Origin of the sequence: Chitinophaga sp. CF418, assembly GCF_900142925.1 — a bacterium.
Taxonomy (GTDB): domain Bacteria; phylum Bacteroidota; class Bacteroidia; order Chitinophagales; family Chitinophagaceae; genus Chitinophaga.
In genome coordinates this window covers 266,987-280,232 of sequence record NZ_FRCN01000005.1, presented here as the reverse complement: position 1 = coordinate 280,232, position 13,246 = coordinate 266,987, and the positions used below count along the sequence as shown (strand labels likewise).

12 protein-coding genes are annotated in these 13,246 nt (G+C 46.3%); 8 read left to right on the top strand and 4 right to left on the bottom strand.

Going from position 1 to position 13,246, the window contains the following annotated elements:
• Positions 1–2: 2 nt before the first annotated feature.
• Positions 3–635, bottom strand: coding sequence for a hypothetical protein (locus F3I09_RS13525; protein ID WP_149695558.1), 633 nt, complete (start codon positions 633–635; stop codon positions 3–5).
• Between the two features lie 270 nt (positions 636–905).
• On the opposite strand from F3I09_RS13525, the gene F3I09_RS13520 reads away from it, so the two are divergent.
• The 5 genes from F3I09_RS13520 to F3I09_RS13500 all read left to right on the top strand — a co-directional run bounded on the left by F3I09_RS13520 (position 906) and on the right by F3I09_RS13500 (position 5,523).
• Positions 906–1,673, top strand: coding sequence for a DUF1080 domain-containing protein (locus F3I09_RS13520; RefSeq protein WP_149695557.1), 768 nt, complete (start codon positions 906–908; stop codon positions 1,671–1,673).
• A gap of 141 nt (positions 1,674–1,814) precedes the next feature.
• On the top strand, positions 1,815–2,831 hold the full coding sequence (locus tag F3I09_RS13515) for a sensor histidine kinase (RefSeq protein ID WP_188133800.1): 1,017 nt from the start codon (positions 1,815–1,817) through the stop codon (positions 2,829–2,831).
• A 1-nt stretch (position 2,832) separates the two neighbouring features.
• Positions 2,833–3,609 (top strand): LytTR family DNA-binding domain-containing protein, encoded by a 777-nt coding sequence (locus tag F3I09_RS13510; protein ID WP_149695555.1) that lies wholly within the window; start codon positions 2,833–2,835, stop codon positions 3,607–3,609.
• 131 nt (positions 3,610–3,740) lie between these two features.
• Positions 3,741–4,493 carry a hypothetical protein gene (locus F3I09_RS13505; RefSeq protein ID WP_149695554.1) on the top strand — a complete coding sequence of 251 codons (753 nt, stop codon included), beginning with the start codon at positions 3,741–3,743 and terminating at the stop codon, positions 4,491–4,493.
• A gap of 271 nt (positions 4,494–4,764) precedes the next feature.
• Positions 4,765–5,523 carry a hypothetical protein gene (locus F3I09_RS13500; RefSeq protein WP_149695553.1) on the top strand — a complete coding sequence of 253 codons (759 nt, stop codon included), beginning with the start codon at positions 4,765–4,767 and terminating at the stop codon, positions 5,521–5,523.
• Positions 5,524–5,593: 70 nt separating this feature from the next.
• On the opposite strand, the gene F3I09_RS13495 is transcribed toward F3I09_RS13500, so the two are convergent.
• Together F3I09_RS13495 and F3I09_RS13490 are read right to left on the bottom strand one after the other, a co-directional pair.
• Positions 5,594–8,044, bottom strand: a complete 2,451-nt coding sequence (locus F3I09_RS13495) for an alpha/beta hydrolase-fold protein (RefSeq protein WP_149695552.1) — start codon at positions 8,042–8,044, stop codon at positions 5,594–5,596.
• 155 nt (positions 8,045–8,199) lie between these two features.
• Positions 8,200–9,111, bottom strand: a complete 912-nt coding sequence (locus F3I09_RS13490; protein WP_149695551.1) for a diacylglycerol kinase family protein — start codon at positions 9,109–9,111, stop codon at positions 8,200–8,202.
• Positions 9,112–9,161: 50 nt separating this feature from the next.
• Between F3I09_RS13490 and F3I09_RS13485 the strand changes: the two genes are divergently transcribed.
• Both F3I09_RS13485 and F3I09_RS13480 read left to right on the top strand, forming a co-directional pair.
• Positions 9,162–10,172 carry an App1 family protein gene (locus tag F3I09_RS13485; protein ID WP_149695550.1) on the top strand — a complete coding sequence of 337 codons (1,011 nt, stop codon included), beginning with the start codon at positions 9,162–9,164 and terminating at the stop codon, positions 10,170–10,172.
• Between the two features lie 3 nt (positions 10,173–10,175).
• A complete protein-coding gene (locus F3I09_RS13480) occupies positions 10,176–10,397 on the top strand; it encodes a hypothetical protein (protein WP_188133799.1) in 222 nt (73 codons plus the stop codon).
• Between the two features lie 70 nt (positions 10,398–10,467).
• Here the strand turns inward: F3I09_RS13480 and F3I09_RS13475 are convergent, their stop codons facing one another.
• On the bottom strand, positions 10,468–11,805 hold the full coding sequence (locus tag F3I09_RS13475; protein ID WP_149695549.1) for a DEAD/DEAH box helicase: 1,338 nt from the start codon (positions 11,803–11,805) through the stop codon (positions 10,468–10,470).
• A 220-nt stretch (positions 11,806–12,025) separates the two neighbouring features.
• On the opposite strand from F3I09_RS13475, the gene F3I09_RS13470 reads away from it, so the two are divergent.
• Positions 12,026–13,135: a suppressor of fused domain protein gene (locus F3I09_RS13470; protein WP_149695548.1), complete on the top strand. Its 1,110-nt coding sequence runs from the start codon at positions 12,026–12,028 to the stop codon at positions 13,133–13,135.
• Positions 13,136–13,246 lie beyond the last annotated feature (111 nt).

Genomic DNA, 13,246 nt, shown 5'->3' with positions numbered 1-13,246 from the left:
GTTTATATATGAACAGTAAGGTCAATTTCAAATTCAGGCCAGAGTATAGCGGCATACGAGCCAAGGGCTTCCTGCACCAGGGGAAGGCATTCCGGATGACGGCATTTGCGGAGGTCCCTTGCCTGGATGATCCTGTCGATATACGCTATTTTCAGTGACGGATGCTGCAGGATCGGGGAGAGGTCTTCCGGTACAATAGCCGGGATGGCAGCCATGGAAAACGGCCACTGTGCAGCCATGATCTCCAGCTCTTTTACCAGCGGATCTCCGGGCGCCAGTCCTTTAGCCAGATCAAAAAGACCAGGCATATAGCGAAGGGTAAGATCAGCGGCATACATGGCCGAAGGTGAACGGACACCGGTAAAAGGCAGCAAATGCGCCTTTATGTCCTCTTCTCCCAGGCGCCGGATCTGTATGAACTGGACGGCCCTGTAAAGGTAACAGGCGGCCCAATGGGCTGCTTCCGGGTCGTAGGATGGTACCTGCCCCGGCATATCCGTACTATCGTCATCGTAATGTTGTTTCAGATGCACCCCGGCTAAACGGATGTCACCCGGATCAAACGGTTCAATAGCGGGTGCGACCGTTACTGTTCCCTCATTGATCAGTGATGATATAAATGCTGTCAGTGTCATTCTCTAATGCGTTGGTATGTATACGCGCCGGCGTAGGCTTTCTTGTTTTGTCAAAGGATTATTTGTGTGCGGTAATGGCAATTCACATGTTGCAGATTTGTCCCGTAGAGGTCAACATGAACAATAATACCCTAACATACTTTGAATTCTATATCTAAGATACTGACAGGGATGGATATATACAAATCTATTGTTATGTAATTAAAAATGATGACCGGATTGCTATTTGTGGGATCTATTTTTAACTTAGGGAATTAAATTATTGTGATCATGTACAAGAAAACGTTTACAACGGCTGCTGCTGTTGTGCTCTCAGCCACGTTATTTGCGCAGTCGAAGCCTGAAGACACGGAAGTATGGGAACCGGTACCGACAGTTGTTACACCCGGAAAGGTGACTACAGAAGCGCCTTCCGACGCTATCGTCCTGTTTGACGGAAAAAGCCTGGACCAATGGGTATCTGTCGACAATCCTGAGCAACCTGCAAAATGGAAAGTAGCAGGAGGGAACTTTACGGTAGATAAAACCACTGGTAACATCCAGACGAAGAGATCGTTCACCAACTATCAGTTACATATCGAATGGCGTGTGCCGAAAGATATCACCGGTACAGGACAGGGAAGAGGTAACAGTGGTTTGTTCCTTGCTTCTACCGGAAAAGGTGATGATGGTTATGAACTGCAGATCCTGGACAACTACAATAACAAGACATATGTGAATGGCCAGGCAGGGAGTATTTACAAACAGTCTGCTCCGCTGGCGAATGCAAATCGCAAGCCAGGAGAATGGCAGACATATGATATTGTATGGACAGCTCCCCGTTTTAACAGCGATGGTTCCCTGCAGTCTCCGGCCAGGGTGACCGTTTTCTTCAATGGTGTGCTGGTACAGAACAATACCGAATTGCAGGGCCCTACCAAATATATCGGAAAGGCATCTTATACAAAAGCACATGGCGCATGCCCTATCAAGCTGCAGGCACATGGCGATAAGAGTGAACCGCTGAGTTTCAGGAATATCTGGATCAGAGAGTTATAAGCATGTCCGTTCTTATTGAGAATATTTTCAGGATGCCTGCGGGCATCCTTTTTTATTTCACCACCATATTTTACAGCTTCACCTGTATTTTTTTTACATTTAGTTCATAAGTGGCTTTCATTTGCACTTATGAATGACCTGATGGGAAGAATGTTTTACATATATAGCTCGCTTTTTATTTCCCTGGCGCTGAATATTCCCAAATTGCTCGCATTAAAGGAAGACAGCGTACTTGCCCGGTACATGCATTTTAATATCTACGAATGGCTGTTCCAGACGGGAATTAATTTCCTTTTCAGCTTACTGGTGTTCCTGATTGCCCATGATCGCTTCAGCGGGAGCCTCAGGCACTGGAAATGGTGGAGGGAAGGGAAGGCCGGCTTACTGCTTTTCCTGTTGCTGTTCTTTTTCGCAGTATTTTCAGTAGGCATACAAAAGAGGGTGTTTGGAGCGGGAATATTGCCCGGCAGGGGGATCGGCCTGAAATTCCTGCTTACCATCATACTGGCGGGTATTGAGCTGAAGATAGTCAATATATTGCGAATGGCAAGAGTTAAGGAATTGGAGAACATACGGTTGCGCAACGCACATTTGAAAACGGAGCTGGAATTACTGAAAGGGCAGTTGCAACCGCATTTCTTTTTTAATGCATTGAGCAGTTTGTCGGGTGTAGTAAGGGAAGATCCGGCGAAGGCACAATATTACATCAGCCAGTTGTCAAAAGTGTTCCGCCATTCGCTGCAGAAGGAAGAAGATAACCTGGTTCCCCTGAAAGAGGAACTGGAGGCTGCAGGCTCTTATGCCGCTTTGCTGAAAATGCGCCATGAAGAAGGTTTTGGGGTACAGATAGATATCCCGTCAGCAATATTTACCGCAAGATTGCCCCATATGTCTTTACAACCGCTGATGGAAAACGCGGTGAAGCATAATGTGGTTACGGCCGCAAGACCTTTGCTGATGACGATCACCGCAGAGAAAGATATCCATGGCGCTTATTGTATCGTTGTCAGGAATAACCTGCAGCGGCTGCCTTTTCACCCGCAGGGAACAGGCATAGGTCTTTCCAATCTGAATGAGCGATATAAGATCCTGTTACAGCGGGAAATTGAGATCAGCAGAACAGCTGATGCATTCACCGTAAAACTACCACTAAAATAATATGTCATTACGTGTTGCTATTATTGAAGACGAACCGGTTACTGCGCGAAGCCTGCGTACGATGCTGCAGGATATTGCGCCGGAAAGTGAAGTACTGGCCATCCTGGATGGCGTAACAGAAGCAGTGGAATGGTTGCGGGTTCATATGCATACCTGTGATCTGTTATTCATGGACATCCGCCTGAGCGATGGGCTGTCCTTTGATATCTTCACAAAGATAGACATTACCCTGCCGGTGATCTTTATAACAGCTTATGATGACTATGCCCTGCAGGCATTTAAAGCGAATGGTATAGGCTATATCCTGAAGCCTGTGGATGAAGATGATCTGAGGACTGCTATTGCAAAATTCAGGCGGTTACGACAGCCCCTGACAGACAACGGCGGGTATGAAGTACTACTGAAGATGGCCGCAGGAATGAAAGAGCGTCCGCTTCCCTATAAACAGTCTTTCCTGGCGCATTCGCGCGATAAACTGGTGCCGCTTTCTGCCGCACAGATCTCCTGGTTCTATACTTCAAATGAACTGGTACATGCAGGTACAGCAGATAACAGGCAATTCGTCATAGATTTCACACTTGAGCAATTACAGCAACAATTAGACCCTTCATCCTTCTTTCGTGCAAACCGCCAGTTTATTGTACAAAGGGCCGCCATAGAAGAAGTGGACTTCTATTTTAACGGCCGTTTATTACTGAAAATGAATCCGCCTGCAAAAGAGCCTATACTTATCAGTAAAGCCAGGGTGCCGGAATTTAAACAGTGGATGAATATGTGAACCGCTCGGGGAATGAAATAGGTTTATTCGCCCCCAAAATTTGCAGCTTCACCGGAAAACAGCAAACATCTGCCAAAAGGATAGTCTAACTAGCGTTCATATTATTTATCACCGACAAAAAATGTCATTCTATGAAAAGAGAACGCAACCCCTTTATCCGGTTTACATCTACCGTTTTTTTATTGACCGCCACCGGCATCATGCTGGGAATGTCTTCCTGCAAAAAAGATAATGATACCAGCGCCAGTGTTTCCGAAGAGGAAATAGCAGAGTCGATCAGTCAGTCTGTTGCTACTGACGGTGGTGGCCTGGTAGTACAGGCAACAGCAACGGCGACAGCTGTGAATAATGCTGCAGCGAGAATAGGAGGAAAGTTAAGTGATCAATGCGGTGTGCCACACACGGATGTATTCAGCGGCAGCAGCGCCGCCGGCGCTCTTGTAACTTTCAGTTATTCTTTCAGCAGGAACTGGTTGCTGACCTGTAATGGAACTACCCCACAACAGTTTGAGTTTAATTACAAAGGAAAAGCTACTTACGATGCACCAAGAATGTCATCCGACGATAGTGCTACAGCAAAAATAGTAGTGACAAACCTGGACAGCAGTTATTATCTGTATAATCATCAGTATACGCGTGAAGGTAGCCAGGTATCAAAGATCCGTAACAAGCGTTCTTTCAAAAGCCTGATCTTTATTTCAGCTACTGATATAAAGATAGACAAGAGTACGTTGAAGATAGTATCCGGCACCGCCACAGCAACAGTAAGCGGAGAAGGTGCTGATGGCCATTCATTTAATTATACAGGTACCGTTACCTTCCTGGGAAACCAGACAGCAACCCTCGTATTAGGTAATGGCGGAACATATACTATAACGTGGTAAAATCCGTTTTATAAGTCATGAAAATGACAGCACCCGGTATGGGCAGGTCATGCTTTTACCGGGTGTTCTGATTTTTATGCCTGTAAAGCAACGAGTTGTGAAATGAGTAAAAGAGTGAGTACAATACAATCGTTAATTCCTTCGTTTATATTATGAATTGTGATTATATTAATATAGATTTACGGGGGTATAGGGGAGTAAATAAGTCATGTAAGTTCGTTCGTAAGCATTAATTCAATTATATCACTAATCAATTTAAAATCTCTATTCTATGAGAAGACCACGTCTCTCCTTTGCTGGTAGCAAAGCTACACTGTTATTGCTTGTTGTAGCGGCGGGCATTTCTTTCACTTCCTGTTCGAAAGATGATAACACTAAAGAAACTCCTGGTGTAACACAGAACCAGGCAGCTACTGTAGTATCTCAGACTTTCGTTAATCAGGGGGGTATCACTGAACAGTTAAGCACAGCCACACTTGCCGTATCTGCAATGGAAGCAAGACAGGCAGGCGGTAAGCTGAGCGATTTCTGTGGTAAATCGACTGACGGAAGCGTTAGTCATGCAGGAACTGCTGAAGGCATTACCTTTGACTACAAACTGAGCTGGTTATATTCACTGGCTTGTAATGGTGATGTGCCTTATCAGTTTACATTCAAGTTCAACGGTAAGACCAGCATTGAAACTGAGAAATTTAAAACTGCTGACAGCTGCACTGCAAATTACACACTGAGAGGTTTAGGTACAACCAGCACTGCCTGGGAATTGAGCCAGACCTTTGATCGTGCGGGTAGTTTTGTATCCAAAACAGCGGATCTGCCTTCTTTTACCAGCGCTGTTCACTACGAGTCTGTTAATATCAAGATCAGCAAAGAAACTAAAGAAATCGTTTCTGGTACTGCTACTGTGAAGATCACAGGTGCAGATTCAAAAGGTAATGCTTTCAAATACGAGGGTACCATTACCTTCCAGGGTAGCAGGAAAGCTGTATTCGCCGTTACTGGTGGCAGCAACTTCCAGCTGAACTGGTAAGCGAACTATTTCTATAAAAAAATGCCGCGGAGAAAGAACTCCGCGGCATTTTTTTATTACTGATCTGATCTTAGTTTCTGATCATTTCTTTTTCATCCAGCTTCCATTCGTTATTGTAAAAGCCAGCTGTTTTCACTGCTGCAGTATTCCCTTTCAGCAGGTCAACATTGAAGATCATATAATCGGGAAAACCGCTGCCACCGGCAAAGTACTGGTTAGCATCGGCAGCACGCATACCTGCTAATCCTGTACCCGCAATTACTGCAACAGAAGCAGTTTTACTATCAGCCCTCGGCCACATGAAATAAGCAGCCAGTCCTTCTCCGGCATATTCCTGTTTGCCTACTGTTACCTTACCACGTGTTACCTGTACAGGAGCGCTTTGCAGTAATTGTTTCCATGCCTTGTTCGTGGTAGCGTTGCCGTAAATGATAATACCGCGGTCAGGGTATCTGGCAGCATCAAAGTCTTTATCCGCAACAATATCTACAGCGCCATTGCCTCTGTAATACCAGGTTTCTGCATCGTAACGGGCTTTGTTTAAAGACCATTCATTCTCCGCTGGTTGTCCGGCAGTACTGTAAACAAACACCATGCGATGATTGAATGCTTCTTTGAAGGTACCGTTCCGCTCAGGGCCTTTATCTGTAGCCGTTGGTGCCGCACCGGCAGTCCATTGGCCGCCGTTATGCAGGTACAGGAGGCTGTCTCCGTTTTTACGTGTATAGGTTACTGTGGGTTTGTTATCCAGCGTAATGCTGAGTGTATTACCTACGGGAACATCTTTCAGGTCAATAGCCAGTGTATGGATATTGGAAGTAGTACCGGTAATAGCATTGCGGGAGTTATTCCTGCTCAACTGTATACGGCTGTATTCAAGTGCGTGTTCCTGTTGTAAGATGCGTACCCAGTGATGTACCGCAGAGATGGCAGGATTGGCAGTGGTGAAGTCAATTTCATTCACGCTGGTATCTGCAGGAATAGTGTGCCATTTGAAGTACTGGAATAAAGGACCCCAGTCTACGCAGGTATCACCATACCAGTGCTCTCCTCCGGGATATTCATAATAGCTGTAATCTTTCTGGAAATCAGCCAGTATCTTTTTCATTTGTCTTGCATAGTCAACAGAAACAACTTTATCGCTGTCGCCATGAAGGATGTAGACACCACCCGCTTTATAGTTGGTAGCGAGTTTAAAGGTGTTGCTCGGATTACTTGCCCTCAGTAATACCTGTTCAGTGCTGTTGCGGGGAGAATCAGGGATCAGACCGTCTGCTGAGCCATACCCCATCAGGGTAGGATAACCGGAGCAGGGAGCAATAGCGGCCCATTTACCAGCGTAGGTAGCGCCCAGGTACCAGGTACCGTGTCCGCCCATAGAGTGACCTGTCAGGTAGATCCTTTCAGGGTCAGGATGGAAGCTGTTGATACCGATGTTCAATACTTCCAGTGCATCGAGGCGGCCCCAGTCTTCCCAGTTGAAGCCACGGGGACGGCGATTGGTAGGCGCTACCAGTACACCCCAGTCTTTGTATTTGTAGGCGCTTGCCTGGTTGATAGCCTGTACTTCTGCACCATGTACAGAAAGGAAGAAAGCAGGCGCTTTACCGTTAGGATTTGCCTGTGGCGATACTGCGTAGTATTGTACGCTGCCATCTATATCACTTACGAAAGTATTGCTGTAGTGATCTTTGTTGGTGACTGCTTTCAATGCGAAAGTCTTACTATCTACAGTGGCCTTCTGGTTGTTTAACACCAGGGTACAGTTATAGCCCTCGTTTGCAGTACCGGAAGCATCGAGTTTAAAACCTACTTTACGGGTGCTCAGGGCCGCTACTTCCGGAATAGTGGTGGTGACTGTTTTACCGTTCACAGTGGTCTGTATCTGCATGTTTTTGAGTGATTGTGCAGAAGTGTTCACTACCACAACCGCACCCCACAGGTCACTATTGTTATTGCCTGCTACAACAAAAGGCATAGTAGAATCGGCAATGCTGATATAAACTGGTTTTTCGGGAAACAACAGTCTGGCTTTGATGCCTTGTCTGCCGAAGCTGCGGCCCGTACGGATATAGAATTCATTATTCCCCTGGTGTAATTGTACCGGGATGTACATCCAGCCATAGCGGTACATGTCGCCCGCATGAGGCGTACCATTTACATACACCATCTGGTGGCCGGTAATATTCAGAATAGCCGTCTGTGCCTTAGGCGCATTATAGGAAACATACAGGTAGCCATTGTTGATCACACGACCTGCAAAAGAACCTTCTGCGTTGGCTGTAATATCCTGCCATTGCTGTTGCGCACCCTTTTCATCGGGGAAAGAGTTTGTACCCTTTACAGGCGTTTTCAGCTCGCCGTTGCAGAGCGCCCAGGCCAGCTGGTCTGTAAACAGGGCAGTCCGGCCATATTGATGGCAGGGGCCGCTGATCAATCCTTCCTTAAATACATAGGTTTGTTGGGCAAATAGGCCATATCCTGGCAACAGGAGGGCCAGGAGGAATAGAATCTTCCGCATAAAAATCATTTGTGTACAAAATAGAAAGCAGGGGGTACAAATACACGCAATATGATGACCGGTGGACAGGTGTTGGGAAGAACGGTAGGCTTTTCGGAGAGCTGTGTCCATGCGGGATTACAGCTGATAGTTTTCACTTAATGGCTGATATGATTTTAACGCGCTGCTTCCGGTGTTACGGGTACGATCACTTTCAGCGCCCGGGGCAGTATACGGGCCTGTATCTGCCTGGTTTTGCCCATATATTCCCCATCTATCTGGAAGTGTGCCCATCTCCGGGTACTGATGGTCACCTGGCTGGCCTGGAGTATCTCTGTTTTGGAAGGGTCAAAGGGACGATGCCTGAATAACATCTTCAACAGTTCAGGAATAGACAGCTTTCGTAATATCACCACTTCGAACTGGCCATCTGTAAGATCGCCATCAGGATTAATACTGGCGCCTGTACCATACATTCGCGCATTGGCCAGCACGATCATATGGGCATGGCGGACGAGGTGCATGTTTTTGTTCTCTATTTTTACTTCCATCCGCCTGTTCTGCCACAATGTTTTAAAAGCGGAGAGGGCATAACCCAGTTTACCACGGATGCCCCTTTGCTCGAAATTCTTTACCAGTAGCGCATTCAGGCCTACGTCACTCAGATGGATACAGGTTTCTTTACCGTTTATTTGTATAAGATCGATATCCATTATAGTGGATGGATGATCTCTGGTGATGAGGGTCAGCACCTGTTCCCAGTCTGCCGGAATATATAATTCTGTTGCCATACCATTGGCAGAACCGGCGGGAAGGATGCCCATGGGAATGTCTTTATTCACTAACTGTTCCGCCACCATCTTCACGGTTCCATCACCGCCAACAGCAATTACACAGCTGGGCTTTATTTTTTTAATAACATCTGTAAGCGCTTGTTGTGGCTTATCCAACAGGAAGAAATGGATCTCTTCCTGTCGCTCACGGAAATAATTTTTGATGAATGCTTCAGGATCGGCCTTCTTTTTGCCGCCTGAAACAGGATTGATCACAAAAAGGAGCCGGAGTGGCATAGATGATTGCTGCGCCATGTGCTTTATATCTAATTATACTTTCTGTTCATTACAAAATAAGCGCCTGAATGTCTGTATGGAACAAAATTCTACACTGGCTGGGTTTGGAGGGAAGAACTCATATCAGGGTTTACCATGGTATAGGAGGTGTGGAACAGCTGGAAATATTCGGTCATGTGCTGGACCGCGGACCCTTGCCAATCATGCGGTATAGCCGCTTCCCATTGTTCAATATGATGGCCCTGTTACGTTTATTCATGGTAAAACCAAGGGAAGGGGCACAGGTGCAGCTGGTATGGGAGGGGCAGACCTTTACTGCAGTGACGGAAACGGATGGCTTTTTTCATCTGCAGTGGACACCGGAAACTATGCCGGACCCCGGAGATCATGTGGTGGAGATTGTGATCACGAATGTGGAAGAAAGCCCGGTAACACATGCTTTGGGTGTAGTGATAATTCCACATCGTAGTCAGTTTGGATGTATTTCAGATATCGATGATACCTTCCTGGTATCGCATTCTGCTTCTTTTCTGAAAAGACTGCATGTATTGTTCACCCGCAATGCGCGTACACGCAAGCCTTTTGAAGGTGTTGTGCACCATTATCAGTTGCTGAGTGATGCGGTGAATAAAACGCGCCTTCCCCGTCCCTTCTTTTATGTATCCAGCAGTGAATGGAACCTGTATGCATATATCCGTGAGTTCTGCCACATGCATAGGCTGCCGGAAGGCGTGTTCCTTTTAAATCAGCTGAAGCCTTTGCATATGCTGCTGAAAAGCGGACAGCAGAAACATGCTACCAAGTTTACAAGGATCAGCCGTATACTGAAGCATTATCCGCATATGCGGTTTATTTTGCTGGGAGATGATACGCAGGAAGACCCGCATATCTACGAGGCTATCACCAAACATTTTACTTCTCAGATCGTGGCAGTTTACCTGCGGCATGTCAGGAAAAGCCGCTATGCCGCTACACAGGAAATTGTTGATGTGATCAGTGGGAGAGGTATTCCCTGTTGTTATTTTAAACATAGCAGGGAAGCCATCGCTCATTCAAAAAAGCTGGGACTGATCGTGTGATAAATGAATGTCATACATGATTTCATTATTGCTGATGGGACCCATTTCCTGCAGAATTCTTTATCGCATGGCAGTGATTACAATATCCGTTCTACGTCGGATCTTTCTATTCTATTGCGGAAATGGCTAAGCATTACGGCAACAATGACATACAATAAGCTGAACCGCACAGCAAGGGAAAACCTGTTGTTTAATTATGGGCGCACGGTGGAGAAATATTTCTAAGCAGGAGATGATATAAAGAATAAAGCCCGGTCTGGATATACAGGCCGGGCTTTTATTTTAAAATATACGCTTATTTCGATGCGGATCTTTCACGTTGCTGACTGTTACGTTGTTGTTGTCCATGTCTCGGCTGACTGCTACCATTGCCTTTATTCTGGCGTGGTGCTACATGTCCCTGCCGGTTGCGGGAGAAACCTCCTTTTTTATCGCGGGGATGTTGCTGAGGCTTCGGTGCAGCAGGGCGCTGTGCCGGAGCAGACATGTTATCGCCGTTATGGAAAGGATGTTCTGTCACCACTGGAATATCGCGGGCAATGAGCTTCAGGATATCTTTCAGGAATGCTTTTTCTTCTCCTTCACAGAAAGAGATCGCCATTCCTTTTGCGCCGGCGCGGCCTGTACGGCCAATACGGTGTACGTATGTTTCAGGTACGTTTGGAAGCTCGTAATTGATCACGTGTGTCAGTTCATCGATATCGATACCTCTGGCGGCGATATCGGTGGCTACGAGTACTCTCGTTTGCTGTGATTTGAAGTTGGTCAAAGCACGCTGACGGGCGTTCTGTGATTTATTACCATGAATAGCTTCAGCGGTAATCTCTGCTCTGTTGAGGTCTTTCACGACCTTATCTGCACCATGTTTGGTACGGGTGAATACCAGTACTGTCCGGATAGATTTATCTTTCAGGATGTGCAGCAGCAGATTCCGTTTGTCGCTTTTATTCACGAAGTACATGGACTGTGTGATGGTCTCTGCGGTAGAAGATACCGGTGTTACTTCCACTTTGGCAGGATTACGCAGTATAGCGTTTGCCAGTGTCTGTATTTCCGGAGGCATGGTAGCAGAGAAGAACAGCGTTTGCCGTTGTTCCGGCAGCTTGATGATAACGCGTCTTACATCATGTACAAATCCCATATCCAGCATTCTGTCAGCTTCATCCAGGATGAAGTATTTGATATCTCTCAGCGTGATATAATTCTGACTGATGAGATCCAGCAGACGGCCTGGTGTGGCGATGAGAATATCTACGCCTTTTTTCAGGGCTTCCGTTTGCGGATGCTGGGATACGCCACCAAAGATAACAAGGCTTCTCAGGTCGAGGAACCTGCCATAGGCACTGAAACTTTCCTGTATCTGTATGGCCAGTTCGCGGGTGGGCGTTAATATGAGCGCTTTAATATTGCGGGGTCCTTTGCGTGAAGCTTGCTGGTCTTCATGCATTAACTGTAAGAGGGGTATCGCAAAAGCGGCTGTTTTACCGGTGCCGGTCTGGGCGCAACCCAGGAGGTCCTTCTTATCAAGTACAAAGGGTATGGCTTGTTGCTGAATGGGCGTTGGAGTGGTATAACCTTCGTGCTCTAAGGCCTTCAGCAAGGGCTCAACGAGCCTTAACTGTTCAAATGACAAAATCTTTAATTTTTGATGATAAATATTTGGTAAGGCTATCAACAGTGGCGCTTGTCCGGTGATGTTGCTGATACTTTACCCGCCTTACTCGCAAACCAACACAATGTTTTGAAGGGTAACAGCAAAAGCAGGTGAGGAAGAGAATAAAAGTGACGCAAAGGTATACTAAATAAATGATATTAGGGGATTTGTTTAATGATAAGTAATTATCTTGCATATTATGAGCAACGGACCAACAGTATTAATAGAACAAGCTAACAGCCGCCACACGATGATTGCGGTGGTGGAGCAGGACGAACGGACAGCTTATTTTTACCTGTATCCTGCTGAATTGCAGAGCAAGAAATATCGTATGCGTGCCTGCTGGTTGCGCAATTTACAGCCAGGCCCTTCGCAAAGGGATAGTGCAGCTATGGAAAATGGCGATGCGCCTATGCTGGAGGCACGTTTTACTAATCATCCCGAAGGGAAAGCCCCTTTGCAGGCAGAATTATTATCTATCGTGTGGATGCCGGAAGAAGACGGCGCTGCAGTACTATATGAAGGAAAACCATTGGGTGTGATACCCGGTTGGAGCCTGTATACGGAAGAACCTGTATCCTATGCAGCAGATTGTATTGATGGAGATGCCAATGCGCTTGTATTCCCACTGGGCCAACCCGGTAAGAATGAACAGCATAAGCATGTAGCAGACGCTGTACAGTTCAGGCAACAGTGGGAGAGTGTGGAAACTCCCCAGTGGCCGGTAATACAGGATCAATTTATTGCCACCTATGAGCAGCATTTCGGAAAGATGCAGCAGTATTTTGCGATAGACAATAACCAATGGCCGCCAATGGCATTTGGAAAGTTTGAGAAAGATAATGTTGTCTATTTCCTGAGCTTGGGTGTGAGCATCCGCCCTATGCCATGGGTTTCCTACCTGTATAATGATAATGCACCTGCCTACAGAAGAATGGAAATTGCACTCGCTGTGAGTAAGGATGACTATACAGAGGAAGAGATCACCAGGATGGCGGAAGGCATCTCCGGTATGGTAGACATTCCCTGGAGGCATATCAGCTGGCTGGGTGAAGGGCATACCATCGGTTCCGGTAAGCTGCCGGCGCCTTTTGAGAGCATTGTATTGTCTGCCGCGCTGTACAACGGAGAAGGCATCGCACTGCCGGAAATGTATGGCGACAAAGTGAATCTTTTCTGGGCCAGCCCTGTTACATTGAGTGAGCGGGAATTTGCACACCGCCAGCCCAATGGAGGATATGAATTGCTGGAGAAGATGATAGAGGGAGATGTAACCCATATTGTGAGAAAAAGAAAAGCTATCGTATAATTGTATTTTAGCCTCCCTTTTTTATAAAAAGGCAATCCTGTTTGCATGCCCCGCTAAGTTGATATAGAAGGATATAGCGGAAACCTTTACATATGACTACACATGACTATT